This window comes from Streptomyces sp. NPDC059499 (assembly GCF_042749285.1).
In the GTDB taxonomy this organism is placed as follows: domain Bacteria; phylum Actinomycetota; class Actinomycetes; order Streptomycetales; family Streptomycetaceae; genus Streptomyces.
The window spans coordinates 490,758-517,720 of record NZ_JBHYTT010000003.1; the positions used below are offsets into that span (position 1 = coordinate 490,758).

At 72.0% G+C, this 26,963-nt stretch carries 22 protein-coding genes; 13 read left to right on the forward strand and 9 right to left on the reverse strand.

From position 1 onward, the window contains the following. Position 1: 1 nt before the first annotated feature. The 4 genes from ACFW9O_RS10900 to ACFW9O_RS10915 form a co-directional block, all read right to left on the reverse strand. On the reverse strand, positions 2–553 hold the full coding sequence (locus ACFW9O_RS10900; RefSeq protein ID WP_384607447.1) for a hypothetical protein: 552 nt from the start codon (positions 551–553) through the stop codon (positions 2–4). Between the two features lie 86 nt (positions 554–639). Continuing rightward, on the reverse strand, positions 640–1,434 hold the full coding sequence (locus ACFW9O_RS10905; RefSeq protein ID WP_329210738.1) for an HAD-IIA family hydrolase: 795 nt from the start codon (positions 1,432–1,434) through the stop codon (positions 640–642). Positions 1,435–1,577: 143 nt separating this feature from the next. Continuing rightward, positions 1,578–2,582, reverse strand: a complete 1,005-nt coding sequence (locus ACFW9O_RS10910; RefSeq protein ID WP_384607450.1) for a hypothetical protein — start codon at positions 2,580–2,582, stop codon at positions 1,578–1,580. Between the two features lie 160 nt (positions 2,583–2,742). After that, positions 2,743–3,873 carry an ROK family protein gene (locus tag ACFW9O_RS10915; RefSeq protein ID WP_384607453.1) on the reverse strand — a complete coding sequence of 377 codons (1,131 nt, stop codon included), beginning with the start codon at positions 3,871–3,873 and terminating at the stop codon, positions 2,743–2,745. A gap of 56 nt (positions 3,874–3,929) precedes the next feature. Here ACFW9O_RS10915 and ACFW9O_RS10920 point away from each other — a divergent pair, with 56 nt between their 5' ends. The 11 genes from ACFW9O_RS10920 to ACFW9O_RS10970 all read left to right on the forward strand — a co-directional run bounded on the left by ACFW9O_RS10920 (position 3,930) and on the right by ACFW9O_RS10970 (position 19,654). Beyond that, the gene (locus ACFW9O_RS10920) at positions 3,930–5,036 is read left to right on the forward strand and encodes a Gfo/Idh/MocA family oxidoreductase (RefSeq protein ID WP_384607454.1); all 1,107 of its coding nucleotides are present in this window, start codon (positions 3,930–3,932) and stop codon (positions 5,034–5,036) included. After that, the gene (locus tag ACFW9O_RS10925; protein WP_384607457.1) at positions 5,033–5,512 is read left to right on the forward strand and encodes a heme-degrading domain-containing protein; all 480 of its coding nucleotides are present in this window, start codon (positions 5,033–5,035) and stop codon (positions 5,510–5,512) included. Before ACFW9O_RS10920 ends, ACFW9O_RS10925 begins: the two co-directional genes overlap by 4 nt. Positions 5,513–6,020: 508 nt before the next feature. Next, complete coding sequence (locus tag ACFW9O_RS10930) at positions 6,021–8,036, forward strand: AMP-binding protein (RefSeq protein WP_384607460.1); 2,016 nt, start codon at positions 6,021–6,023, stop codon at positions 8,034–8,036. Between the two features lie 111 nt (positions 8,037–8,147). Further along, the gene (locus ACFW9O_RS10935; protein ID WP_384607463.1) at positions 8,148–9,029 is read left to right on the forward strand and encodes a diiron oxygenase; all 882 of its coding nucleotides are present in this window, start codon (positions 8,148–8,150) and stop codon (positions 9,027–9,029) included. Next, positions 9,029–9,286, forward strand: coding sequence for an acyl carrier protein (locus ACFW9O_RS10940; protein WP_351167683.1), 258 nt, complete (start codon positions 9,029–9,031; stop codon positions 9,284–9,286). The genes ACFW9O_RS10935 and ACFW9O_RS10940 overlap by 1 nt, the downstream gene beginning before the upstream one ends. After that, positions 9,283–10,122 (forward strand): hypothetical protein, encoded by an 840-nt coding sequence (locus tag ACFW9O_RS10945; RefSeq protein ID WP_384607466.1) that lies wholly within the window; start codon positions 9,283–9,285, stop codon positions 10,120–10,122. Before ACFW9O_RS10940 ends, ACFW9O_RS10945 begins: the two co-directional genes overlap by 4 nt. After that, positions 10,119–15,650, forward strand: a complete 5,532-nt coding sequence (locus ACFW9O_RS10950; RefSeq protein ID WP_384607467.1) for an amino acid adenylation domain-containing protein — start codon at positions 10,119–10,121, stop codon at positions 15,648–15,650. The genes ACFW9O_RS10945 and ACFW9O_RS10950 overlap by 4 nt, the downstream gene beginning before the upstream one ends. Further along, the gene (locus tag ACFW9O_RS10955) at positions 15,647–16,570 is read left to right on the forward strand and encodes a DMT family transporter (protein WP_351167689.1); all 924 of its coding nucleotides are present in this window, start codon (positions 15,647–15,649) and stop codon (positions 16,568–16,570) included. The genes ACFW9O_RS10950 and ACFW9O_RS10955 overlap by 4 nt, the downstream gene beginning before the upstream one ends. Further along, entirely contained in the window at positions 16,567–17,385 is an 819-nt protein-coding gene (locus ACFW9O_RS10960) for a 4'-phosphopantetheinyl transferase family protein (protein ID WP_384607470.1), read from the forward strand. Before ACFW9O_RS10955 ends, ACFW9O_RS10960 begins: the two co-directional genes overlap by 4 nt. After that, complete coding sequence (locus ACFW9O_RS10965; RefSeq protein WP_384607472.1) at positions 17,382–18,446, forward strand: methyltransferase; 1,065 nt, start codon at positions 17,382–17,384, stop codon at positions 18,444–18,446. The genes ACFW9O_RS10960 and ACFW9O_RS10965 overlap by 4 nt, the downstream gene beginning before the upstream one ends. Further along, entirely contained in the window at positions 18,443–19,654 is a 1,212-nt protein-coding gene (locus tag ACFW9O_RS10970; protein ID WP_384607475.1) for a M20 family metallopeptidase, read from the forward strand. The genes ACFW9O_RS10965 and ACFW9O_RS10970 overlap by 4 nt, the downstream gene beginning before the upstream one ends. Before the next feature lie 102 nt (positions 19,655–19,756). On the opposite strand, the gene ACFW9O_RS10975 is transcribed toward ACFW9O_RS10970, so the two are convergent. The 4 genes from ACFW9O_RS10975 to ACFW9O_RS10990 form a co-directional block, all read right to left on the reverse strand. Continuing rightward, positions 19,757–20,383 carry a pyridoxamine 5'-phosphate oxidase family protein gene (locus ACFW9O_RS10975; RefSeq protein ID WP_384607478.1) on the reverse strand — a complete coding sequence of 209 codons (627 nt, stop codon included), beginning with the start codon at positions 20,381–20,383 and terminating at the stop codon, positions 19,757–19,759. A 212-nt stretch (positions 20,384–20,595) separates the two neighbouring features. Then, positions 20,596–21,456, reverse strand: a complete 861-nt coding sequence (locus ACFW9O_RS10980) for a fumarylacetoacetate hydrolase family protein (protein ID WP_384607479.1) — start codon at positions 21,454–21,456, stop codon at positions 20,596–20,598. A 122-nt stretch (positions 21,457–21,578) separates the two neighbouring features. Further along, positions 21,579–22,349 carry a YidC/Oxa1 family membrane protein insertase gene (locus tag ACFW9O_RS10985; protein WP_384607481.1) on the reverse strand — a complete coding sequence of 257 codons (771 nt, stop codon included), beginning with the start codon at positions 22,347–22,349 and terminating at the stop codon, positions 21,579–21,581. 88 nt (positions 22,350–22,437) lie between these two features. After that, positions 22,438–22,767: a DUF6412 domain-containing protein gene (locus ACFW9O_RS10990; RefSeq protein ID WP_351167703.1), complete on the reverse strand. Its 330-nt coding sequence runs from the start codon at positions 22,765–22,767 to the stop codon at positions 22,438–22,440. Positions 22,768–23,016: 249 nt separating this feature from the next. On the opposite strand from ACFW9O_RS10990, the gene ACFW9O_RS10995 reads away from it, so the two are divergent. Beyond that, on the forward strand, positions 23,017–24,024 hold the full coding sequence (locus ACFW9O_RS10995; RefSeq protein WP_351167705.1) for an SEC-C domain-containing protein: 1,008 nt from the start codon (positions 23,017–23,019) through the stop codon (positions 24,022–24,024). A 67-nt stretch (positions 24,025–24,091) separates the two neighbouring features. On the opposite strand, the gene ACFW9O_RS11000 is transcribed toward ACFW9O_RS10995, so the two are convergent. After that, positions 24,092–26,386, reverse strand: a complete 2,295-nt coding sequence (locus tag ACFW9O_RS11000) for a SpoIIE family protein phosphatase (protein WP_384607484.1) — start codon at positions 26,384–26,386, stop codon at positions 24,092–24,094. Between the two features lie 252 nt (positions 26,387–26,638). Here ACFW9O_RS11000 and ACFW9O_RS11005 point away from each other — a divergent pair, with 252 nt between their 5' ends. Continuing rightward, positions 26,639–26,851, forward strand: a complete 213-nt coding sequence (locus tag ACFW9O_RS11005) for a DUF4287 domain-containing protein (protein WP_351167709.1) — start codon at positions 26,639–26,641, stop codon at positions 26,849–26,851. The last annotated feature ends 112 nt before the right edge of the window (positions 26,852–26,963 follow it).

The window sequence follows — 26,963 nt, forward strand, 5'->3', positions numbered from 1 at the left end:
GTCAGTCCCGCGCCGAACGTCGGCGTCGCGCACTGCGGAACGCGACGGTCACGGCCGCTGCGGCGCCGAGGGCGAGCCCGATCACCGCGTGCCGGGTCCCGGGACCGCTCTGCTCGGTGCCGGCCTGTTCGGCGAGGGTCGCGGTGCCTCCGCCGCCGGCCCGGACGGGGGCGACGGGCGAGGGGCGGCTGTGGTGGACGACGGTGAAGGTGCCGGTCGCCTTGCCGTGGCCGTCCTTGCAGGTCACCCAGACCTCGTAGTCGTCGGGTGCGGCGTCGGAGCGGATCCGGGCCTCGGCGAAGAGGCCTTTGCCGTCGGCCGGTGCGAAGCGCGCTTCGGAGACGAAGGCTTCGGAGTTCCCCGTGGCCGACCTGCTCTTCCCGCAGGCGTCGACCCGGAGTTCGACCTCCCCGCCGGGGGAGACGGTGGACGGGCTGACCGAGACCGAACCCTTGTGGTTCCTGGTCTCGGAATCGGCCAGTGCGGCGGACGCGGGCAGGGCTATGGTCGCGGCCGCCAGGGTGGCACAGAATGTGAGGGGCAGTGAACGCATCGTAAACCTCCTGATGGCAGATTCACCTGCGTCACTGCTCCCCGCATCCGCTGTGGGCCGGTCGGGTGACCTCCGGCCCGGGACGGTTACTCCACGGGCAGGTCGACGAGTTCGACCAGGTCCGCGATCGAGTCGACGACGGTGGACGGCCGGAACGGGTAGCGGTCCATGTCGGCGTGCGTGGTGAGCCCGGTGAGCACCAGGAACGTCTGCATGCCGGCCTCGAGACCGGCGAGCACGTCGGTGTCCATCCGGTCGCCGATCATGGCGGACGTCTCGGAGTGGGCGCCGATCGCGTTGAGTCCGGTCCGCATCATGAGCGGGTTGGGCTTGCCCGCGAAGTACGGGGCCTTGCCGGTGGCCTTGGTGATCAGTGCGGCGACGGAGCCGGTGGCGGGCAGCGGGCCCTCGGCGGACGGGCCGGTCTCGTCCGGATTGGTGCAGATGAAGCGGGCCCCGCCGTTGATCAGCCGGATCGCCTTGGTGAGCGCCTCGAAGCTGTACGTGCGCGTCTCGCCGAGCACCACGTAGTCGGGCTCGTGGTCGGTGAGGACGTAGCCGATGTCGTGCAGCGCGGTGGTGAGCCCCGCCTCGCCGATGACGTACGCGGTGCCCTGCGGCCGCTGGTCGTCCAGGAACTGGGCGGTGGCCAGGGCCGAGGTCCAGATGTTCGCCACCGGCACGTCCAGGCCCATGCGCTTGAGGCGGGCGTGCAGGTCGCGGGCCGTGTAGATGGAGTTGTTGGTCAGGACCAGGAACGGCAGTCCGGACTCCCGCAACCGCTTGATGAAGGCGTCGGCTCCGGGGATCGGCGTGCCTTCGTGGATCAGGACCCCGTCCATGTCGGTCAGCCAGGATTCGATCGGCTTGCGCTCTGCCATGGGACGGGCTCCTGCCGTACGCACTGTGCACTCGGGGTGCCGGACGCCGGCGGCACCGCGCTGTGCAGCGCCGACGTCCTTGATTTTAGGGTGCCCGTTCGGCCGGACGGAACTGGTTGATCAAGGGAAACCCGTCGTGGGGCTCAGCGGCGGCCGCGGCGCAGGCGCCGGGCGTGGATCAGCGCGGCGGCTCCGCCGAGGAGCAGCGCCCCGGCCCCGAGGCCGGCCAGCGCGGCGTACCGCTCGCCGGTGCGGGCGAGTTCGGGCAGGGGGTTGCCCGCAGCGTCACGCCGCGGGCTGCCGGTATCCGTGCCGGTGCCGCTGTCCGTGCCGGTGCCCCGGTCCGTTCCGGTGCCGCTGTCGGTGCTGCCCGTGTCGGTGTCGGTGTCGGTGCTGCCCGTGTCGCTGTCGGTGTCGGTGCTGCCCGTGTCGATGTCGGTTCCGCCGTCGATGTCGCCCTCGACGATGTCGAAGGGGTAGTCGGCCGACTCCCCCACCCAGTCGCCGTCGGCGGTGCCGCCCGCCTGCTTCTGCTCGTCCTTCGCGGAGCGCCGCTGGACGATGGCCGCGTTCGCCGTGACCCGGCCGGGCCGGGTGTCGGAGGTGAACGCCATCCGGACCTCCACGGTGACGGTCTTCCTCGCGGGGACGGTGAAGCCTGCGAATTCGTCCTCCTCGCCGCTGCCGAAGACACCGATCTGCTCGTCCCGGTCGGTCGACTCCCAGGTGACCCGGTGTTCCTCGTCGGGGTGCGCGCGTTCGGTGAACTCCAGCTGGATCTGCTCGGGGGTCAGCGTCCGGTCCTCGTCGGTCAGGACCAGCACGGGGTGGATGGAGTGGCAGGACTCGGCCGTCGTGTTGGTCAGGTCGAGGTACCAGGTCCCGTAGCCGCCGCCGGACGCATAGGTGTCCGGGCCACCGTGGATCCTGGTGTCGATCGGGAAGTCCTCGCCGTCCGGATCGCCGCAGACGGGCTGTCCGGCATCAGGCAGGCCGACGGCCGCGGAAGGGGTCGCCGGCGCCGTGACCGGGACGGCCATCGCGGCCGGGCCTCCGAGGACGACGACGGGAACGGCCAGGCCCGCTGCGAGCCCGAGGCTGGTGAGGGCACGGCCGTCGCGCAGTCGTGCGGGGGTTTTGGGGGGCATAGGGGGACACCCTTTGCTGCTCGCGAACGGTCGGGGCGGGAAGGCCACCGACTGTGGACGCGACGCTGCCACGCACGAGCGGGGGGATGCCACCGAGGAAGGGGAAGAAACGCCCGTTCGGGCGTCACAAACCCCTCGACCGGCCCCGCCCCGCACTCGTTCAGCCCTGGTCCCCGCCCTCGCCCACCCGGCCGAACACGGGCGCCAGGACCAGCTGGGCGGCCCCTTCGGCGACCGGGCGGTCGCCGCCGCCCGCGACGGTGACCGGCACCGCGGCGCCGGTGCCGTCCCGGCGGGCGCGCTCCTCGATCACGGCACGCACCCCGCGTACGTACGTGTCCTCGTCGGCGGCGACGGTACGGCCGCCGAGGACGACCCGGTCGATGTCGAGCAGCCCGACGAGGTTGGCGGCGCCCGCCCCGAGGACCCGGGCCGCCTCGGCGATGTCTCCGCGGGCCACGGCGGCCAGGCAGAGCGCCTCGATGCAGCCCCGCCCGCCGCAGCCGCACGGGGGGCCGTCGAGCTGAAGGGTCTGGTGGCCGAACTCCCCCGCGCCGGTACGGGCTCCGCGGTGCACCGTCCCGCCGAGGACGATCCCGGCGCCGAGACCGGTGCCCAGGTGCAGATACGCGAAGTCGGCCGCGCCGCGTTCGCGCAGGGCGAGGCCGAGGGCGGCGGCGTTGGTGTCCTTGTCGAGGACGACGGGCAGCCCGGTCCGCTCGGCGAGCGCGTCCCGCAGGGGGTAGCCGTCCCACTGCGGGAACCCGGTGACGCGGTGCAGTACCCCGGCCCGGTGGTCCAGGGGGCCCGGCATCGCGACCCCCACGCCGAAGACCGGCCGGTCCTGGGTCCGGGGCGCCCCTGCCCGTACCGTCTGGACCGCACGGGCCGCGGTCGCGACGACCTCGGCGGCCGGAGCGCCGAGGTCGAGAGGGGTGGTCCGGGTGCCGACCGGGGTGCCGGACAGATCGACCAGGACGGCCGTCAGTTCGTCGCGGTCCAGGTGGAGCCCGACGGCGTACCCCGCGTCCGGAACCAGCCGCAGCACCGTGCGGGGCTTGCCGCCCGTGGAGGCGAGATGACCGGCCTCGGCCGCCAGCCCTTCCGCGCGCAGCCTGCCGGTGATCTTGCTGACGGCCTGCGGGGTGAGTCCGGTGCGCTCGGCGAGCTCCAGCCTGCTGATCCCGCGCTCACCGGCCACGCGCAGCAGGTCGAGCACGAGCGAGGCGTTGTGGTGGCGCAGGGTCGGCAGGTTCGCACCGCCGCCGCCCCTGGTGTTGCTCCTGTTCACCCGACCATTGTCCCCATAGCTTGCACTTTGGCAACAGCGTTGCTTAAGTGGTTTGCATGACTGCCAACGCCCCTCTCCGCGTCGGACTCGTCGGCTACGGCCTGGCGGGCTCCGTCTTCCACGCCCCGCTGATCGCCGCGACCGAGGGCCTCGTCCTCGACACGGTCGTCACCTCGAACGAGGAGCGGCAGGCGCAGGCCCGCGCCGAGTTCCCCGGTGTGCGGTTCGCGGCCTCGCCCGACGAGCTCCTCTCGCGCGCGGACGAGCTGGACCTCATCGTGATCGCCTCCCCGAACAGGACCCATGTCCCGATCGCGACGGCCGCGCTCGAGGCCGGTCTGTCCGTGGTCGTGGACAAGCCCCTCGCCGGCACGGCCGCCGAGGCCCGCGAGCTGGCGGCGCTGGCGGACGGCCGGGGGCTGCTGCTCTCGGTCTTCCAGAACCGTCGCTGGGACAACGACTTCCGCACGCTGGCGCAGCTGATCGAGGACGGCGAGCTCGGCGACGTACTGCGCTTCGAGTCCCGTTTCGAGCGGTGGCGTCCGGAGCTGAAGGGCGGCTGGCGCGAGTCGGGCGACCCGGAGGAGATCGGCGGGCTGCTGTTCGACCTGGGCAGCCACGTCGTCGACCAGGCGCTCACGCTGTTCGGGCCCGCCGTGCAGGTGTACGCGGAGTCCGACGTGCGCCGGGCCGGTGCGGCGGCCGACGACGACACGTTCATCGCGATCACGCACGCGAACGGCATCCGTTCGCACCTGTACGTCAGTGCCACGACGGCCCAGCTGGGCCCGCGCTTCCGGGTGCTCGGCTCGAAGGCCGGCTATGTGAAGCACGGCCTGGACCCGCAGGAGGCGGCCCTGCGCGACGGTGTCCGCCCGTCGGCCGGCGAGCCCTGGGGCGAGGAGCCGGAGGAGCTGTGGGGCCGGCTCGGCGCCGGTGAGTCGCCGCTGACCGGCGGCGGCAAGCCGGTCCGTACCCTCCCGGGCGACTACCCCGCGTACTACGCGGCCGTCGCGGCGGCCCTGCGCGGCACCGGCGAGAACCCGGTGACCGCTCTGCAGGCAGCCGCGGCGCTGGACGTCCTGGAGGCGGCGCGCCGCTCGGCCCGCGAGGGCGTCTCGGTCACCCTTCTTCCCCACCACGACGAGGAGCAGCACGCATGAGCCCCAGCGCTCCGACCATTTCCGAGCTCATCGCGCAGGAGCGGCGCCTGACGCTGCCGCACTTCAGCTACGACGACGCGTACGCGCTGGGCGGCCTCCTCGTCGCGCTGGCCCGCGACCGGCACGCCCCGGTCGCGATCGACATCCGGCGCGGCGCGCAGCAGTTGTTCCATGCCGCGCTGCCGGGTTCGAGTGCGGACAACGACGCGTGGATCGACCGCAAGCGCAAGGTCGTGGAGCGGTACGGGGAGAGCTCCTACCTGGTGGGCACCCGCTTCCGGGCGAAGGGCACCACCTTCGAGGAGTCCTCCCGCCTGGACCCGGACACGTACGCGGCGCACGGCGGATCGTTCCCGATCTCGGTCGAGGGCGCGGGCGTGATCGGTACGGTCACGGTGTCGGGCCTGCCCCAGGCCGAGGACCACGCACTGGTGGTCGAGGCACTGGAACAGTTCGCGACGCGCCGCCCGTCCTGAGATCGAGCCCACCGGGCCGGTCGACGTGACGGTGCCCTGCGGACCGCACAGGCGGACCGCACAGGCGGACCGCACAGGCGCACCGCACAGGCACATGTCATGTTTCGGACAACATCCGAGACGTTCGCCCGTGGGGGCCGCCCTGCGGGGCGGCCCTCGCCGGCGTCCCGACCGGGGCGCGGCCGGAGCAAGGGCGACGGAGGATTTCGCGGTCCGCGCCGTGAGCGGGGTCGCTGCCTGCGGGAACGGAGATCGACGATCATCCCGCCCGCGCGCCGTACGGGTCGGCAGGGACCCCGGTGGCGCCCGTACGTATACGGCGACACATAGCGGCAATGATCCCGAAACGATCGACGATTGGGCCGCGGTGGCAGGATTTCATCCACCATTGACCGATGAATCTATCGGCCCCGTTGACGTCGGATGGGGCCTGTTTTAGCGTTGCGTCTCGTGCGACCAGCCGGTGGCTGAAATTCTGGTCTTATCGCATCCACGGGGAGCGGTGAGTATGTCCGAAACAGAAGCAATATCGGCATTATCGGCACAAGAATTCCCCACACTCGTCCATGTACTCAGGCACAGGGCGGAAAAGCAGCCCGACGCCACCGCCTACGTCCTCCTCGCCGACGGCGAGGAGGACGAGCTGCGCATCGGGTACCGGGACCTCCTGGAGGCCGCGGACGGTGTGGCGAGAGCGTTGGGCGCGCACCGGCCGGGCGAGCGGGCGCTGCTCCTCTTCCCGCCGGGGCCGGACTACGTCATCGCGTTCTACGGATGCCTGCTCGCGGGAATCGTGGCGGTCCCGGCTTACCCTCCGCAGGACGCACGCAGCCTGGGCCGGCTGGACGCGATCGTCGCCGACGCCGGCGCGAGCATCGCTCTGACCACGACAGATCTGCTGCCGGTCGGCAGGTCGGCGCTGGACGCCCCGCTGGCGTGGATCGCGACGGACGCGGAGGCGAAGGACGCGGCCCCCGCGCCGGACGCCCGCCCCGCGACCGAAGGGCGGACGGATCCCGCGGGACCGACGGCCGACCAGGTCGCGTTCCTCCAGTACACGTCGGGCTCCACCCGGCTGCCGCGCGGGGTGGTACTCACCCACGCGAACCTCATGCACAACGCTGAGGCCATTTATCACGCCTTTGCCGGAACGCCCGACGATGTCATGGTGAGCTGGCTTCCTCCCTACCACGACATGGGACTCATCGGGGCAATACTCTCTCCCCTTTACGGTGGATTCCCCGCCGTTCTGATGTCGCCGTTACATTTCCTCCAGAAACCTTATCGCTGGCTGAAAGCAATTTCGGTACACCGCGGCACCATCAGTCCGGCCCCGAATTTCGGCTACGAATTATGTATCCGCAAGATCGACGACGAGCAGCTGGCTTCGCTCGACCTCTCCTCCTGGCGTGCGGCGGTGAACGGCGCGGAGCCGGTACGGGTGGAGACGGTCGAACGGTTCGCGGAACGGTTCGCGGCTGCGGGCTTCGACCCCGCCGCCTGCCGCCCCAGCTACGGCCTCGCGGAGGCCACCCTGCTGGTGACGGCGGACCCCTTGGGCGAGAGCGTGCGGCGTTTCCCGGTCGAGGGAGTGCCGAGGATCGCCTGCGGGACCCCCCGGGGCGGCCAGTCCGTCGTCGTCGTGGACACCGCGACACTCGAACCGGCGGACCCCGGGCAGGTCGGCGAGATCTGGGTGTCCGGCCCCAGCGTCTCCACCGGTTACTGGGGGCGCCCCATCGAGAGCGCGGCACTGTTCGGCGCCACCCTGCCGGACGGCCGGGGCCCCTACCTGCGCACCGGCGACCTGGGAGCGCTGGACGCGGGCGGTGGGCTCGCCGTCACCGGAAGGCTGAAGGATCTCCTCGTCCTGCGCGGGCGCAATCTCTATCCGCACGACGTGGAGAACGCCGCCGAGCAGGGCCACGCCCTGCGGCCCGGTTGCGCAGCGGCGTTCACCGTCCCCGTCGACGGCGAGGAGCGGCTGGTCCTGGTGGCCGAGGTCGTCAACGGAGCGGACCTCGAAGCCGTCACTCTCCAGTGCCGCGGCGCGGTGTGGGAGGAGTGCCAGGCCGAATTGCACGAACTGGTACTGATTCCGCCCCGCACCATCCCCAAGACCTCCAGCGGGAAGATCCAGCGACGCGCGACCCGGGAGGCGTATCTCTCCGGCGACCTGCCCCGGATCGGCGGTCTGCGGGCCGACGCCGCGGCGGCCACGCCCGGGGGGCCGGACCGCACACCTCCGCGGACGGCCCTGGAGTCACTGATAGCCGGAGTCTGGGCAGAGTTGCTGGGACGGCCCGAAGTCGGAGTCCACGAGGACTTCTTCGCCTCGGGGGCGCAGTCCCTGCTCCTCGCCCGGCTCGCCGTGCGGATCGAGGCGGAGCTGCCGGTGCGCGTCACGGCCGGGGACCTCTTCCAGGCGTCGACGGTCGCGAAGCTGGCCGAGCTGCTGGAGAGCCGCCCGCTGGACGTCGACGAGACGCACGCCGCCGGCCTCCTCGCGGGCGGCGACGGCTGAACCGGGGTCCCACCCGGAACAGGCTCCCCCGTCGGCCCGAAGGCCGGCCGCACGTCGCCCGACCGCTCGCTCCGCACCTCTCCTACGTACGCCGAACCGGCAGGGGAAACCATGGACACGTCAGACGTGGCGGAAACGCTCGACCATCTGGTCGCCGACGCGACCGATCACCACTACAGCCCGTACACGCGCTTCGACTGGGTCGACGAACTCGACGAGCAGCAGTGGTGGATGACGCCCGACCTGCTCAGCGTGGCCGGCACCCGCCACGCGCGGGAGCTGGACGAGAAGCAGCTCATGCGGCTCAGCAAGTGGGAAGCCGTCAACTTCTTCAGCCTGAACATCCACGGCATACGCGAGCTGCTCATCGAGGTGACCCGCCGCATCCACACCCCCGGGTTCGAGTTGCCGTCCGAGTTCTTCCACCGCTTCCTGGGCGAGGAGAACGGGCACATGTGGTTCTTCGCCCAGTTCTGCCTGCGCTACGGCGACAAGATCTACCCGGACAAGTCGCTCCCCGTCACGACGACGGAGGAGGACACCGATGTTGCGCACTTCCTCGTCTTCGCCCGCATCCTCGTCTTCGAGGAACTGGTGGACCACTTCAATCTCCGGATGGGACGCGACGCGACGCTCCACCCCCTGATCCGGGAGGTGAACCAGGTGCACCACGACGACGAGTGGCGCCACATCATCATGGGCCGCAAGCTCGTGGGTCTGCTCTACGAGCCGCTGCGCGAGCGCGGCGACCAGGACCTGCGCGACCGCCTGGACCTGTACCTGCGGCGCTACATCACCGCGAGCGTGCAGTCGCTCTACAACCCCTCGGTGTACCGGGACGCGGGCATCGCCGAACCCTTCGCCTTCCGCGAGGAGCTGCTGAAGGACCCGGCGCGGACGGCCTATCACGAGACGTTCTTCAAGCGCATCACCGGGTTCCTGTCGAGCCAGGAGATCATCAGCGGCTCTCCGTTCGAAGGGAGCAGGGTCTGATGGCGGGCGACGAGATCGAGCGCGTGCGGGCCTGGCTGCTGGCGCGCAACCCCGAGGTGACGGCGATCGGCTGGGACGAGGACCTCATCGACAGCCGGCTCATCGACTCCCTCGACTTTCCCCATCTCCTCTTCCTGCTGGAGGACGTGGCCGGCCGCGAGCTGGAACTGACCGCGGAGAATGTCGTCGGCTTCCGGACCCTGCGCGGCATCCGGGACAAGGTGCTGGTGGACTCACTCGGCGGCGGTGCGCCATGAGTGACCTCTACACGGCGCGCGGCGGACTCGTCTCTCTCGGACCGGAGCTCGTCCGCCTCATGGACCTGCTGGACGGGCACTTCCGGACCTGGGCACGGGAGGCAGGAGCAGCTCCGATGCTCTTCCCGACCGTGATCGGCGCCGCCGACCTGGCATCCATCGACTACTTCGACAACTTCCCGCAACTCGCTTTGATGACCGCTCCGTTGAGACTTCCGGCCGAAGGGGGACCAAAGGCCGGGGCATTGCTGGACGGCCCGGCGGTCGCGGCGGACCGTCTCGGCCCGAGTGAGTACGGTCTGGTGTCCGCGGCCTGTTACAACGTCTACCTCCATCACCGCTCCAGCAGCCTCGCCGGCCCCCGGTTCGTGACCACCGTCGCCAAGTGCTTCCGCAACGAGGACTACTACGACGGGCTGCGCCGGCTGCGGGGCTTCACCATGCGCGAGATCGTCTGTCTGGGCCCCCGGGAGGCGGTCCTGGAACACCTCGCCGCGTTCCGTACGAAGGTGGTCGAGTTCGCGGCCGTTCTCGGCCTCGCCCTGTCGGTCGAGGCGGCCTCGGACCCCTTCTTCGAGAAGGACGGCGGGCGCGCGCTGCTGGCCCAGCTCTTCCCGGTGAAGGAGGAGTTCGTGCACGGCTCCACCCTGGCCATCGGCTCCCTGAACTTCCACCGCAACTTCTTCGGGGAACGCTGCGACATCTCCCTCGCCGACGGGGGGCCCGCCTACACCGGCTGTGTCGCCTTCGGCCTGGAACGGTGGATCGCGGCACTCCTTGAGACGCACTCGAACGTCGACGACATCCTCGAACGGGTCGCGGAGGCCACTTCGTGAGCGGCCTCCTGGGCCGGCTGGCGGCATTACCCGAGGCGGAGCGGGCCCGGCTCATGGCCCGGCTGCGGCAGCAGCCTGGCGCGATGACGGCGCCGGAGGTCCCGGGACCCGGAGCAGCGTCACCGGATACCGCCGGTCCGACGTCGCGTTCCGCCGGGTCGGCAGGGGTCTCCGCCGGGTCGCCACCGGTCTCCGCCGGGCCCGTCGCCGCCTCAGACGCGCAGGAGCGGCTGTGGCTGCTCCAGCGGCTCGACCCCGCGAGCCCGGCTCACCACCTCTCCGCCGCGTTCCGTCTGACGGGGCCCCTCGACACCGGGGCGCTGAACGCCGCACTGACGGAGATCACCGCACGCCATCCCTCGCTGCGTACGGGCTTCCGCGAGCACGAGGGCCGGCCGGTGCCCCACGTCGTGGAGCCCGCGGCCGTCGAGCCGGTGCTCGTGGACCTCCGCGAGCTCGCACCGCGGGAGCGCGAGCGGCGGGCGGGCGAGAAGCACCGGGAGTTCGGCACCCGTCCCTTCGACCTGGAGCGGCCGCCGCTCGTCCGGTTCGCCCTCTACCGCTTCACGGCCGAGCAGCATGTGCTGACGGTCGTCGCGCACCACCTGGTCTGCGACGGCTGGTCGGTGGGTGTCTTCGCCGAGGAACTGGCCGCGCTCTACGGCGCTCTGAGCGAGGGACGCCCATCCCCGCTGCCGCCGCCGACCGTCGCGGCGGCCACCCGTCCCGAGGAGTATCGCGCGGCGGAGTACGACAGCTCGGCCGCGTACTGGCGTGCGCAGCTCGCCGACGGCCTCCCGGTCCTCGACCTCCCCACCGACCGTCCGCGGCCCGCCCTGGAGACGGTCGAAGGCGCCCGGCACGGCTTCCGTATCCCCGCCGCCCTCCACGACAAGCTGCGCGCGGCCGCCGGACGGGACCGTGCCACCACCTACGGCTTCCTGCTCGCCGCCTACGCCGCGACGCTGCACCGCATCACGGGCGGGCTGGACTTCGTGATCGGCGCCCCCGTGGACGAGCGCCGTGGCGCGGACGAGGGGCGGCTCATCGGCTTCCACGTGAACACGTTGCCGCTGCGGGTACGACTGCGGCCGGGCATGACGTTCGCCGGAGCGGCCCGGCACGCCGGTGAGGTGCTGGGCGGGGCGCTGAGCCATGACATCCCCTTCGGGGACATCGTGCGCGAGGTCGGTCCGCCCAGGCCGGCCGGGCGCACCGTGCTGCGGCAGACCGCCTTCTCCCTCCAGCCCGCTGTCGCCGGCAGGCTCCGGGCGGGCGGGCTGGCCTTCACCCCGGCCGCCCCCGACGACTTCCACCTCGGAGTCTCGCCCCTCGATCTCGGTCTCCATCTGCGCGAGCAGGACGGCGAACTGCTCGGCTGCCTCGAATACCGCACCGGTCTCTTCGACGCCGCGACGGTCGCCGCGTGGGCCGAGGAGTTCCAGCGGGTCGTCCGCCGGGCCGTCCGTTCCCCGCAGGCGCCCGCCACGGCCGAAGCCTCGGGGCCGACGGGCACCCCGGCCCCCGAGACCAACCTCACGGACAGCCAACTGGCGCTGTACTTCGGCAAGAAGACCTCCGGCGACGTGCGTCTCTACTACGAGAACGTCACCGCGCTCTTCACCCTCGCGGGACCGCTCGACCACGAGCGGTTCCAGCGGGCCTTCCAGAAGCTGGTGGACCACAGCGACGCGCTGCGCAGCACCTTCCACGAGGTCGACGGTGTCCCGGTACGACGGGTGAGCGAGGCAGCCGCCGCCCCGGTGGACCTGGTGGATCTGACGGACGAGCCCGACCCCCGTGCCGCGGCCCTGAGCTGGGCGCGCAAGCGTTCGGCAAGCGGGCTCGACCCCGCCCGGGCCGTCTTCGACTCCGCCCTGCTCCGGCTCGGGCCCGCCGACTGCGCCTGGTACCTCAATGTGGACCACCTGGTCTGCGACGCCTGGTCCATGGCGCTGATCCTGCGCACCCTGTCCACGTACTACGACCTGGACGGGGAGGGGCGGCTCGACGAGGCCGAACCCCTGCCGCCTTTCCAGGCGTACGTCGACCACGAGCGTTCACTGCGTGGTTCGGAGCGCCGCCTCCGGGCCGAACGCCACTGGCGCGGAACCCTGGAACGGCCCGTCGAACGACTCGCCTTCTACGGCCGGGAGGACACCCCTGGGGGCACCACCCGGACCGCCCGCCTGAGCATCGACCTCGGCATCGAACGCAGCACCCGCATCACGGAGTTCGCCCGGACGGAGGGGTACGCCTCGCCCGCCACCGCGTTCGGGGCTGCGCTCTTCGCCTATCTCCACCGGATCGGGGGCGGCGAACACCTGCGTGTCGGGACGCCGTTCGCCAGCAGGGGGCCTGAATTCCGGTCCACCGTAGGGCTGTTCATGAACGTGCTGCCGCTTCAGTTGCGGATCGGCGGTGACACCACCTTCCGGCTGCTCGCCCGGGAGGTCCAGCGCTCCTTCCTCGACGCCGCCCGCCACCAGGACCACGTACCCCGGCACCGCGGCGGCGCCCGCCTCTACGACGTCTACCTCAACTACCAGAACGCCGTCTTCGAAGGCTTCGGCTCCCCGGCCGGGTTCGACCTCGTCGACACCGGTCACTCACCGGACCGACTCACCCTCCAGGTCCGTGAACTGCGCCCGGACGCGGCCGCCCCGCCCCGTTTCGTACTCGACTTCGACTTCGGCACCGCCTTCTTCGGCGAGACCGAGCGGGAACGCACCACCGGCCACTACCTCGCGCTGCTCGACACCCTGCTGGAGAGCCCCGACGAACCGGTGGCCGCCGCGGCGATGCTGTCCGACGAGGAGGTGCGGCAGCTCGACTCGTACAACGACACCGCACGGCCCTACGACCTCGACACCCCGCTGCACATGCGGGTCGAGGACCAGGCGCGCCGCACCCCCGACGCTCCGGCGGTCGTCTTCGAGGGCAGCACCCTCACCTACGCCGAGCTGGACGCGGCGGCCGACCGACTGGCCCGGCGCATCCGCGGGGCCGTACGCGCGTCACGGGCCGGTGGCCTGCGACCCGGTGCCACGGTGGCGGTACACCTGGACCGTTCGACGGAACTCGTCGTCTCCCTGCTGGCGGTCCTGAAAGCGGGCGGCGCCTACCTCCCGGTGGACCCGGCCACACCCGCCGAGCGCATGGCGTTCATGCTGTCGGACGCCGGCGCCGACCTCGTCCTCACCGCCGGGCCGCTCCCTGCGGGCGCGCTCCCGGACGGCATACCCGTACTGCGGGTGGCCGGTGCCGCGTCGGAGCGGGAGGAGGAACCGGGGCCGACGGGGAGCCCGGACCCGGTGGTCGGTCCCGACCAGGCGGCGTACCTCATCTACACGTCGGGTTCCACCGGCACACCCAAGTGCGTCGAGCTCACCCACCGGGGCATCTGCAACCGGCTGCTGTGGATGCAGGAGACCTACGGGCTCACGGCCGCCGACGCGGTGCTCCAGAAGACCCCGTTCACGTTCGACGTCTCCGTGTGGGAGTTCTTCTGGCCGCTGACGACGGGCGCGCGGCTCGTGGTGGCCCGCCCCGGGGGCCACCGCGACCCCGGGTATCTGGCCGAGCTGATCCGCCGCGAATCGGTGACGACCGTCCACTTCGTGCCGTCCATGCTGCGTGTCTTCCTCGCCGCCACGGCATCCGGTCCGACCGCCGGCCGGGGCGGGTCGCTGCGTCGCGTCTTCGCCAGCGGCGAGGCCCTGCCCGCGGACCTCGTCGGGCAGTTCTTCGCGCACCACCCGCATCCGGGCGTCGAACTGCACAACCTCTACGGCCCCACCGAGGCGTCCGTGGACGTGTCGGCATGGCAGTGCGGGCCGCAGGACGCCGAGGGCCCGGTCCCCATCGGCCGTCCCGTCGCCAACACCACGCTCGACGTTCTCGACGACAGGCTGGTCCCGGTGCCGCTCGGGATCGTCGGCGAACTGCACATCGGCGGCGTCCAGCTCGCCACCGGCTACCGGAACCGCGACGCCCTCACCGCCGAACGGTTCGTCCCGGACCCACGCCGGCCGGGCGGGCGGCTCTACCGGACCGGCGACCTCGTACGCCGACGCCCCGACGGGGCGATCGAGTTCCTCGGCCGGGCGGACGGGCAGGTGAAGCTGCGCGGATTCCGCGTCGAACTCGGCGAGATCGAGACCCGGCTGGCCGCCCACCAGGGCGTGCGGGCCGCCGCCGTGCGCGTGTGGGAGGACCGCCTCGTGGCGTACGTCGTCGCGGCCGGCAGAACCGGCGGGGTGCCGGGCCGGGACGAACTGCGGACCTTCCTCGCGCGCTCGCTGCCCGACCACATGGTGCCGCCCGTGTACGTCGCACTGGACGCCCTCCCCGTCACCGCCAACGGCAAGCTCGACCGTGCGGCCCTGCCGGCGCCGGGCAGGCCGTCCGGTCACGGCGGCACGGTCCGCACCACGCGGACGACGGTCCACCGGGCCGTCGCCGCGCTGTGGGCCGAACTCCTCGGGCGCGACCCGGCCACGATCGGCCTCGACGACGACTTCTTCGAACTGGGCGGCCACTCGCTCCTGGCGGCCCGTCTCGTCTCCGCGGTGACCCGCCGCTTCGGGGTGCGGCTGCCGCTCACCTCCCTCTTCGAGGCGCCCACCGTGGAGCGGTTCGCCGAGCTGATATCCGTCGGGTCCGCGCACGCCCAGGTCCTCCCGCTGCGGGCTCCCGTCACGCCGGCGCCGCTCTTCCTGCTGCATCCGGCGGGCGGCGACGTCATGGCGTACCGGCAACTGGTACGGCTGCTGCCGGAGGGGCGGGAGGTGCTCGGCATCCGGTCCCGTGCCCTGTCGGGTGAGCCGGAGGCGGAGACCTTCGCCGCGATGGCCGCCCAGTACGCCGACCTCGTCCGTGACCGCAGGCCCACCGGGCCGTACCACCTCGCGGGCTGGTCGATGGGCGGCGCCCTCGCCGTCGAGGTGGCGGCCGTGCTGGAGGCGGCGGGCGAACACGTCGCTTCGGTAGCCCTGCTCGACTCGTCCGTCCCCGGGGCCGGCGACCCAGATCCGCTGCTCGCCCCCGCCGTGGCCCTCGCCGGCTCCCTCCCCGGGCCGGCCATGACGCTCGACGAGGCGGCCGCCCTCCGCGAGCGGCTACGCGGGCTGCCGTTGCAGGAGCGGCTGAAGCAACTGATCACCTGGGCCGAGGAGCGCGGCTTTCCGGCGGCACCCACCGAGGCCCTGTTGCTCCAGGCCCAACTGGCCGAGCAGCACGAGCACCTGGTGCTGACCCACCGGCCTTCGGCGGTCGACGCCCCGCTCACCGTGTGGTGGGCCCGCGAGCGGCTCCGTGAACCCCGCACCTCCTGGGCCCCACTGACGCGAGGAGGAATCCGCGAGGAAGCGACCCTCCCCGGCAACCACTTCACCCTGCTGCGCCCGCCGCACGTCGCCGAGGTGGCACGGCGACTGGCGTCCGCCCTGGACCCTTCGGCGGCTCCGGCACAAGAACGACCGTCAGCCCGCAACGAAACAGAACGAGAAGGAAGTGAACAGCTGTGACCTCCGCGCAAGCCAATCAGGGGACCACTCCGCCGCCCGAGACCTCCGCCCCCGCCACGGGCACGCCCCGGCTGGCCGTGGTGGCGGGGGTCGTCACGGTCGTCCTGTGGGCTTCCGCGTTCATCGGCATCCGTGCGGCCGGTGACGACATCGACCCGGGCGCCCTCACCCTGGCACGGCTCTTCATCGGGGCCGTCCTGCTGGGCGCGGTCGTCCTGATCCGCCGGGTCCCCATGCCGCCCCGCTCCGACGCGCCGCGACTGATCCTCTGCGGATTCCTGTGGTTCGGCGTCTACAACGTCGCGCTCAACGCCGCCGAGCAGCGCATCGACGCGGGCACCACCTCGATGATCATCAGTCTGGGTCCGGTGCTCATCGCCGTACTGGCCGGGCTGCTGCTCAAGGAGGGGTTCCCCCGCTCGCTGGTCGTGGGTGGCACCGTGGCGCTCGCCGGCGTCCTGCTGATCGGCCTGGCCACGTCCAGCGAGGGCCTGGACGCCGGGACGGGGAGCGCGCTGGCGCTGCTGGCCGCCGTGGCGTACGCGGCCGGCGTCGTCACGGAGAAGCCGCTGCTCGCCAACAGCTCGGCGCTCGTGGTCACCTGGCTCGCCTGCGTCGTCGGCGCCGTGCTGTGCCTGCCGTTCCTGCCGCAGCTCATCGACAACCTCTCGCACGCGAGCGGCGAGTCGATCGCCTGGACGATCTACCTCGGTGTCTTCCCGACCTCGGTGGCCTTCACCACCTGGGGGTACGCGCTCGCCCGCTCGACCGCCGGGAAGATGGGCGCGCTCACCTACCTCTCCCCGCCGATCGCCGTGACCCTGGCCTGGCTGATCCTCGCCGAGACGCCGCCGTGGCTGGCGGTCGTCGGCGGCGCGCTGTCGCTCGGCGGCGTCGTCTTCAGCCAGCGCAAGAAGTGAGAACGGGCCCGGCGGTCACCGCCGTCACCGTCGTGGTCGCCGACACCCGCGAGGTACTGGCCAGGCCCGGGGCCGACTCCTCGGTCCTGACACCGGCCGAGGCGCTCCGCCTCGCGGCGGCCCGCACGGACGGGGCGCGGGCGGACTTCGTCGCGGCACGCTTCCTGGCCCGGCTCTGCGCCGCCGACCGGAGGGGAGGCTCGCCCCGGGACGTCGTCCTGGAGCAGCGGTGCGCGGACTGCGGCGGCCCGCACGGCAGGCCGAGGGTCGTCGGGGGCCCAGGTACGGCGCCCGAGGTCAGCCTCTCGTACGCGGACGGGGTGGTGGCTGCCGCGGCGGCCGACCGCCCGGTCGGCGTCGACGTGGAGCGGCTGCACCGCCGCGGGGCGCCCGGACTCCGTACGCTCCGGCGCTTCCTGACCTCCGCTGAGGCCGACCGGATCCGTGGATCCGCCACTCCCCGGGAGGCTCTCCTGCGCACCTGGGTCCGGAAGGAGGCGCTGGTCAAGGCGACCGGTGCGGGCCTGCCCGCGATGGCCCTCCTCGACCTCTCCCACCTGCCCCCCGGCCGGGCTGATCCGGACCGCCCGCACCGGGCCCCTGTACCGGGGCCGCACGGTTCGCGTCGCTCGTACGACCTGTACGACCTGGCCGACGTCCCGTCCGGGGTGATCGCCGCGGTGGCCGTCGCGGTCGCCGCCCCCGGTCCCCCGGCCGTCCCCTGTTCCCCCGCCGCCTCCGGCCTGCGGTCGCTGCGGTCGCTCGACCTCGACGAAACGATCGACACCCCCTCATATCAGGGAGACACATCATGACCGAGGTACAGAACCCGTTCACCCCGCACGAGAGCGTCATCCCCGACGCCCTGACCACGGTGCTGCTCGGACACAACGCCTTCCAGTTCATGCGTGCCGGAGTCGAACTCGGTCTCTTCGACCTGCTGGAGCGCAGCCCGGGCGCCAGCCGCCAGCAGATCCAGGACGAACTGGGTCTGCAGGAGCGGGCGTTGGACATCCTGGTGCTGGGCGTCAGCTCGCTGAAGCTCGTCCGGCGCACCGAGGAGGGCTACTTCAACACCGAGGCCGTCTCCGACCTGTTCACCGGCGGCCACTGGGAACTCGTCAAGGCCGTCGTCGGGTTCGAGGCGTACGTGACGTACCCCGGGCTCGTCGACTTCACCGAGTCGTTGCGGGACAACACCAACGTCGGCCTGCGCAGGTACCCGGGCGACGGCGCCACGGTGTACCACCGGCTGAGCGAGGACCCCGAACTGCTGCGGGTCTTCTACCACTTCATGGGCGCCTGGTCGGCCGCCGCCTCCAAGCACCTGATCAACTACGGCGACTTCAGTTCGTCCCGGCGCATCCTGGACGTCGGCGGCGGCGACGCCACGATGGCCATCGCGGTGGCGAAGGCGCATCCCGAGGTCGAGGTCACCGTCCTCGAAATCCCGAAGGTGGTCGAACTGGCCCGCAAGCGGGTGGAGGAAGCGGGGGTGAGCGACCGCGTCAAGGTCGTCGAGGGGGACATCTTCGAGGACGCCTACCCCGAGGGTCACGACACGGTGATGTTCGTCCACCAACTGCAGATCTGGCCGCAGGACCGCATTCGCGTGCTGCTGGGACACGCGCACTCGGTGCTGCCCGACGGCGGCCGGGTGATGATCCTCAACTCCATGTCGGAGGACAACTACGACGGCCCTCTGATGGCCGCACTCGCCAGCCCCTTCTTCGCCGCGGTGGCGGGTGACGGCGGGATGCTCTACGCCTGGGAGAAGTACGAGGAGTCCCTGAAGGAGGTCGGGTTCGCGTCGGTCCTGCGTACGCGCTGCACCGACGCCATCACCCCGCACGGCATCATCACGGCGACCAAGTGACGGGCACGGTGCCCGCGTCCGGGCCGGTCGAGGACCTCGTACGACTGCGTGAGGACCTCCACCGGGAGCCGGAGCTGGGCCTTCACCTTCCGCGGACCCAGGCGAAGGTCCTCGCGGCGCTCGACGGGCTGCCTCTGGAGATCACGACGGGCAGCGGCCTGTCGTCCGTCACGGCCGTGCTGCGCGGCGGGGGCGGAAAGGGCGACGCTCCCGCCGTGCTCCTGCGGGCCGACATGGACGCGCTGCCGCTGACGGAGGCCACCGGCCTCCCGTACGCCTCCGGGTTCGAGGGCCGGGCGCACGCCTGCGGGCACGATCTGCACACGGCCATGCTGGTCGGCGCGGCACGGCTGCTCGCGGAGGAGCGGAACGAACTGGCCGGGGACGTGATCTTCATGTTCCAGCCGGGGGAGGAGGGTCACCACGGCGCGCGGCTGATGATCGAGGAAGGGGTACTGGACGCGGCGGGACAGGGCCGTCGCCCCGTTGCCGCGTACGCGCTCCACGTGGCGTCCTCGATGCTGCCGGCCGGCCTGGTGCTCACCCGCAAGGGGCCGCTGCTGGCCGGGGGCGACGCGCTGCGGGTGACGGTCCGGGGCCGGGGCGGCCACGACTCCCAGCCCCATCTGCTGAGGGACCCGGTCCCGGCCGCGTGCGAGATGGTCCTCGCCCTGCAGACGTACGCGAGCCGGGGCTTCGATCCCTTCGACCCGGTCCTGCTCTCGGTCGGCAGCATCCACGCCGGCACCTCGGCGAACATCATCCCGGACGAGGCCGAGCTGAAGATCGGCATCCGCACCTTCGGGCCGGGCGCCAAGGCGCAGGTCCTGTCCGGGGTGACCAGGGTTCTGGAGGGGGTCGCGGCGGCCCACGACGTGACGGTGACGGTGGACCACTCCATGGACTACCCGGTCACCGTCGTCGATCCGGCGGAGGCGGACTTCGCGGCCGAGACGGTCGAGAAGACGCTGGGGCCGGGCCGGCTTCTCTGGGCGCCGACCCCGCTCAGTGCGTCGGAGGACTTCTCCTTCGTACTCGACGAGGTGCCCGGAGCCATGCTGTTCCTCGGCGCCTGCCCGCCGGACCGCGACCCCGGGACGGCGAGTTTCAACCACAGCCCCGACGCCGTCTTCGGCAACGAGGTCCTCGGCGACGGGGCCCGGCTCCTCGCGGACCTGGCCGCACGGCGGCTGGCCGTGGCGGACTGACCGGGCCGCTGTGGGACGGCGGCGGCCCGGGACGCGGAATCGGCACCGCTCCCGGGCCGCACCGGCGATGGCGGGTGCGGCGCCGGACCTACGATTCCGGGTTCAGTGCCGCTGCCGCAGCTGTGCCCGCAGCTCCCGGTTCTCCGCCTCCAGCTCGGCGAGGCGCTCGGAGACCTGCTCCAGCGAGTCGGCGAGTTCGGCCTGCGAGAAGCGCGGCGTGATGTGCTTGGCACAGTTCCACGCGAGACCCTCGACCCGGATGACCATCAGCCGCTCCTGATGCCCGTCGGTACTGATCCGCCCGACCCGTTCGGGTAGTCCGGTGAAGTCGCCGGTGTCCCTGACCTCGGCACGGCCGAACACCTTGAGCCGCGCCCGGTGCGCGTAGTCCATGAAGAAGAGTGCGACACGGTCGTTGCCCCGGAGGTTGCCGGCGGTGATGTACTGCCGGTTCCCCCGCACGTCGGCGAACGCCAGCGTTCCCTCGTCCACGACGTGCACGAACCCGGGCGGACCTCCTCGGAACTGGATGTACGGCCAGCCGCCCTCGCCCACCGTGCCCAGGTAGAACCCGTCCCGCGCCCCGATGAACTCGGCCTCGTGGGGTCCGATCCGATCGGCCTGCCCGCCGTCCCCGGCGAGCAGTCGCTCCATGGCCGTGGCGCTCCCCAGCTCCTCCTGCACACGCCGGACGTTCTCGGTGAACGCCACCTCGGCGTATCGACTCATAGGGCGGTTCTCCCTTCCAGGACGCGGGTCCCCAAGCGGAAAGAGCTGCCTGAACACATCACTGCCGAGCCTAGTTCAGCGACTGCGGCGGATTGTGTATGCCGTATGAACACCGTCGGTGACCCGGCGGCGGGTCGCACGAGAGCGGGTCCGCCGGGCCATCGGGGGCAAACCGTCGGCCGGGCGGGCCCGGCGACACGCCCGCCCCGGACCTACGCGTCCTTGAGCGCCTGCCGCTGCCGTCCCAGCCCTTCGACCTCCAGCTCGACGACGTCCCCCGCCCGCAGGTACGGCTTCGGCTCCGGCCGGCCCATGGCGACCCCCGCGGGCGTACCCGTGTTGATCACGTCCCCCGGGTACAGCGTCATGAAGTGGCTGAGGTAGCGCACGACCTCCCCCACCGGGAAGATCTGGGCGGCCGTGGTGCCGTCCTGCTTCAGCTCCCCGTTGACCCACAGCTTCAGCGGCAGCGCCTGCGGGTCCGGGACCTCGTCCACCGTCACGAGCCACGGCCCCAGCGGATTGAACGTCTCGCAGTTCTTTCCCTTGTCCCAGGTGCCGCCGCGCTCGATCTGGAACTCGCGCTCCGAGACGTCGTGCGCCGTCGCGTACCCGGCGACATGGCCGAGTGCCTCCTCGGCGGAGTCCAGGTAGCGGGCGGTGCGGCCGATCACCACCGCGAGCTCGACCTCCCAGTCCATCTTGCGGCTGCCGCGCGGCACGAGCACCGTGTCCTCGGGCCCGACGACGGTGTCCGGAGCCTTGAAGAACAGGATCGGCTCCTCCGGGATCGCCGCGCCCGTCTCGGCGGCGTGGTCGTGGTAGTTCAGCCCGATGCACACGATCTTGCCGATCCGGCCGACCGGGGGCCCGATCCGCAGCCCGTCCGCGTCGAGCGGCGGCAGCACATCGGGGGTCGCCGCCGCCTCCCGCACGCGGGCCAGCGCCGACGCGTCGCCGAGCAGCTCGCCGTCGATGTCGTCGACGAGTCCGGAAAGGTCGCGCAGCGTGCCGTCACGGTCCAGCAGCGCGGGGCGTTCCGCTCCAGCCGTACCTACTCGAAGCAGCTTCAACGGTCCATCTCCCCTTGGTCGAGATCGAGCCCGCCGATGGGTTGCGGCCAGCGAAGGGCTTGGCTGATCCTCCAAGACATCCGATCACCCAGCAATACCCTGTTCACACACTGGACCGCCGCTCAGAGCGCGAGGGCCGGCGCGGCCTCGGCGGCCGGGGTGTCCCGGTAGAGGTACGCCCGCTCGATCGCGGTCCAGGTGGTGCTGGTGACGATGTACAGGGCCGCGGCCAGCGGCACGAAGGCCACGGAGAACAGCGTCAGGAACGACATCAGCGGCATCACCTTCGTCATCGCGCCCATGCCCGGCATCGGCTGCCCGTCGGGGCCGGTCGCGGGGGTCACCGGGTTCGCCGCCATCTGGCGCTTCGTGCGGCCGTAGTTGAACGTGGCGACCGCGGCGACGATCACGAACAGCGCGAGGTAGACCAGCCCCTGCGCACCGAAGGGGCCGCCGTCGGCGAGCGCGTCGTGCCAGCGTTCGCCGAGAGGTGCGCCGAAGAGCTCGTGGCCGAGCAGCGAGTTCGGGTCACCGCCGATCCTCTGGCTGGAGAAGAGGTGGTAGAGCAGGAAGAAGGCCGGCATCTGGAGCAGGCTGGGCAGGCAGCCGGAGAGCGGCGAGACCTTCTCCTTGGCGTGCAGTTCCATGAGCGCCTTCTGCATGCGCTCGGGATTCTTCGCGTGCTTCTTGCGCAGCTCGGTGATCTGCGGCTGGAGCTTGGTGCGGGCCTTCTGCCCGCGCGCCGCGGCCCGCGACAGGGGGTGCACGGCCAGCCGTACGAGGGCGGTGAACAGGACGATCGCGGCGGCGGTGGACGCGGTCTGGAAGAACGGCTGGAGCAGATCGGCGAGCGCGCCGACCAGGCTCGCGAAGGCGGACATGAATGCGGACATGGGTGAGCCCTCCGGGGGTCTCGTCGTGCCGGGAAGAGTGGAACTCGGCAGGACGACCCGCGCGGGGAGTACGAGGAGGAACTGGTCCCTACGCGGCCGTCAGGAGGACGGACCCGGGCGCTCGGGGCCTGGTGCGCCCCCTGGCGTCGGGATCCCGCTGCGGAAGGAACGCGGTGCGCTTCTCCCTGTCGCGCATCGCGGTGCGCACCCGGGTACGGGGCACGGGGGCGGCGCAGCGTGCGCTGATGACGGAGCAGACGAGGAGTGCCGAGCCGGCCGCGGCGGTGGCGGCGAGCGCGACCGCGGCGGAGAAGCTGCCGCCTTCGGCGAGCAGGACCTCGGTGAGGAACAGGACGAGGAACGCGGCGGGCCGGAGCAGTCGGGCGACCGTGCGACGCAGACGGTTCATGTCGTTCATCGGTCCCTCCCTCTCCTTGTCGTGCGACGCGTGCGCGCCTGGCCCGGTCTGTCCTGCTGGTCCTTCATGTCCCTCAGCCGTTATACACGATCGGCCTCACGGCCTGCCCCGGGCGGCTGCGGAATCCGGCCGGGCGGGAGCGGGGCACGGCCGTCCTGATTCGCCGGGCGCCGCCTGCGCTGTGGCCTCCACCACGGCTGCATCCGTTGCTCTCTCACCCAGCCCCTGTACCGCAGTACGGTGTGGTTCATGCGCCCCGACACGCCTGCCGACCACACCACCGAAGCCGAGCGCCTGCTCCGCACCGCGGCGCAGTACCCCGAGGACCACGAGCCGCTGTTCCTCCAGGCCGCGGCCCACCTGGAGCTCGCCGGCGACCGCGCCCGCGCCGCCACTCTGTACGACGAGCTCCTCGCGTCCTCCGAATCCGCCGTCGACAACCCGCATCTGGTCAAAGCGCTCAAGGCGGCCAACCTCTGGGAGTACGGCCACGAGGCGGAGGCCCGCGCGATCATCGACGGCATCCGCGCCGCCGGACCGCTCGACGCGGCACCGTGGGAGATCATCGCGGAGACGCTCGAGGCCCACGACGAGCTGGAGGCGGCCCACGACTTCTTCTCGGCCGCGCTGAGGCTCCTGCTGTCTCCGGGCGAGGAGGTGCCGTACGCCACCCAGTCGCTGCTGACCGGACGCCACCGGGTGCGCAGACTGATGGGGGTCGGTCACGACGCGTGGGACGAGCTGGCCGACACCCTCCACACGGCGGCCGTGCCGCTCGACGAACTCCACGACCCGAAGCGGCTGTGGGCCCTGGGTTCCTCGGATCCGGGCGAGCTGCGGGCGGAGATCAACCGCATCCGCGCCGAGCTGGGCACCTACCGCACGGCGCTCTCCCGCCCGTTCCCCGTCGCGGTGCTGCACTGGCCCGAGGACGAGCTGCGTGAGCTGCTCACCGCGTATCCGGAGCTGACCCAGGAGTACCTCGGCCACGCCGACCACCTGGCGCGCCTGGAGGCCGCGTTGCGGGACCTGCACGCCACCGGCACCCCGAACCTCGGCATCGTCACGGGGACGGTCCCCTCGTACGAGGCGTTCGCCGCGTCGGAGGCCGCCTCCCCGTCCGACCCGGACCTGCTCCCCCAGTACGCCACCACGCTCGCGGCCCGCGGCCGTGCGGTCCCGTGGCCCCCGGCGCGCAGTGCGGAGTGCTGGTGCGGCTCGGCACGCACGTACCGGGAGTGCCACGGCACCGCGTAACACGCCGGGAGTGCTCGCCCCGGGCTGCTGAAGCCCGGGGCGACCGCGCCCGGCGGGCCCGGACCGTTCAGGCGGGGTCGGGCGGCAGTGTCTGCTCGGCCCAGACGGTCTTGCCGTCGGGCGCGTACCGGGCACCCCAGTGGCTGGCGAGCTGGGAGATGATGAAGAGGCCCCGCCCGCCCTCGTCGACCGTCCGGGCATGTCGCAGGTGCGGAGCCACCGGGCTCGTGTCGCGGATCTCGCACGTCAGTCCCCGGTCGTGGATGAGACGCAGGTGGAGCGGCGGGCTGCCGTAGCGCACGGCGTTGGTCACGAGTTCGCTGACGATGAGCTCGGCCGCGTAGCGCGTGTCCTCGTCGAGGTTCCACTCGGCGAGCTTCCGGGTCGTCAGACCGCGTGCCTCCGCGGGGGCGGACTTGTCGTGCGGGAGCTCCCACGCGGCGAAACGGTCCGCGGGCATGCTCTGGGTCCGCGCCAGGAGCAGGGTGGCCCCCTGGAGGTCGAACGTGTCGGGGAGCGCGTAGGCGGCCGCGTCGCACAGCTCCCGCAGGGAGTGGTCGGGTGCGGTGAGCGCACGGCGCAGGGCGCCGGACGAGGACTCGGCATGGCTCTGCATGGCCCGGCTGTAGAACGCCAGCATGCTGCCCTCGCTCAGCGTGAACGAGGAGGTCGCGAACGGTGTCTGCTCGGGGGATCCGAGCGAGGGTCCTTCGGGCAGCCCGACCACCGACGCGGAGCCGTCCGGGCCGATCACGAGCGGGGCCGGATGCCCGGCCGACGCGACCGTGCACGTACGGCTGAAGGGGTCGTACGTGGCGTACACACAGGTCGCCGCGAGCGGGCTCCTGTGCAGCGGGTCGCTGAGCGGCAGTTCCGCGCGCTCCCGCGCCAGTCGGCGCGAGGTGTCGTACAGGCGCGCGAGCAGCTCGTCCGGTTCCAGATCGAGTGCGGCGAGCGCGTGGACGACGGTGCGCAGCTGGCCCATGGTGGTGGCCGCGTGGATGCCGCCCTCGGCCACTTCGCCGACGACCATTCCGGTGCGGGCACCGGAGAGGGCGATCGTGTCGAACCAGCAGCCGCTTCCTCCGCCGGGCATCAGCAGATGGGCCGTGTCGACGCCGGTGCGTGTGGCCGGGTACCGGGGAAGGAGCCGGCGCTGGAGGGTGCTGGCGATGGTGTGCTCGTGCACGTAGCGGCGGGCGTTGTCGATGCTGAGGGCGCTCCGCGAGGCCAGTGCCGAGACGACCGGGAGGTCTTCGTCGCGGAACGGTTCGGAGTCGTTGCACCGGTAGAGACTCACCATGCCCAGAATCGCTCCGCGCAGGGTCAGCGGCGCCACCAGGAGGGTGTGGGCACCAACCGAACGGATCGAGCGGGCACGCGCGGGGTCGGCGTCGGCCCACGGGGCGTCCTTCAGGGGGACCAGGCGCGGCTGCAGATCGGACAGCACCAGCGAGTAGGGCGTACCCGGTGCGACGGCGCGCACGTCTCCCACCGGGTGGGCCGGATCGGTGCTGTTGCCGCCGGCGGCGGCACGGCGCAGCGGAATACCGGGGGCCAGCGGGAACGGATCGGGATCTTCGCCGCGCAGCACCCCGTCGACGACCTCGACCACGGCGATGTCCGCGTAGCCGGGAACCAGCGCGTCGACGAGTTCGTGGCAGGTGGCCTCGACATCCAGCGTGCGCCCCACGCCCTGGCGGACCGAGGCCAGAGCCGCCTTCCGCGCCCTCGACCTCATCCGGTCGGTGGCATCGACCATGGCCACCCCGACCCCCAGGACCTCCCCCTGAGGGTCCTGCAACCGGAACGCCGATACGGAAAGGGTGCGCAGCCCCACCGACCCGTCGGACGGCCGGACCCGGAACGTACGCTCCGTGCCGCGGCCGTCGGTGTCGGTGTCGGCGTCCAGTGCCTCACGTACGAAGGACTCCACGCCCTCCGCGTCCACGAAGCCGCACGCCTCGGAGAACGGCCGCCCGCGAAGGCGCGCGGCAGCCGCCTCGTCCTCGGGCGGACCACTGACGCGCATGACGTGGAGCTGCGGGTCGAGCGCGAGGACACGGACCTGCGACTGCGTGAAGAGTGCTTTCAGCACGGCCGGTCCCACGGCGTCCTCATCCGGCCCGCCCTCCGCGTCGGGCCAGATGCCCCAGCCCCCCTCCGGCCCCGGCAGCGGCCGCAGCCGCAGCGCGGTCCCCCGCCCGGCACCCGCCTCCTGCGGCGCCGCGCGGTCGAGAACCGCCATGACGTGCTGCCCCACCGCGGCGGCAGCCGCGAGCCCGAAACGCTGCTCGGCTCCGTGGCTCCACCCGGTGACCACGCCGGCGCTGTCCACGGCCATCAGGGGCGTGTCAGCCATCAACCCAGCTCCTTCGGCCCCCTTCACGGGACCCGGGAGCGAGTCGCCGTACACCGATATCGACGACCCCAGGATCGGCCCCCTGCCCGACGCCCGCGACCGGAGCCTGAGCCGGACGCGGTACGGGCCCGGACATCGGATTCTGAAAGACCGACCCGGGCCACCGATCACTTTCGGGCGCGGCCGCAGTCATAGACGCAACAGAACGCGATCTCACCCGACGACATACGGAAACGAACAGGACGCGACGACATGACCGAACCGGTAAAGGGCCCCGCGAGCTACTTCCCCTCGATCGAGAAGAAGCACGGCCGTCCGATCGCGGAGTGGAAGGCCCTCATCCGCACCTCCCCCCTGACCAAGCACATGGAGCTCGTCTCCTGGCTCAAGGCGGAGCACGGCCTGGGCCACGGCCACGCCAACGCCCTGGTCGCGCACACGCTCGCCGAGGACAAGGCCGAGTAGAGGACGCTCGGCCTGCCGGGGGACCACCGGCCGGTCCGGCAGATAGGACGCCACGCACCCCACTACCACTTTCCTCACCCCGAAGGACGAGTACATCCACATACGCGCAATT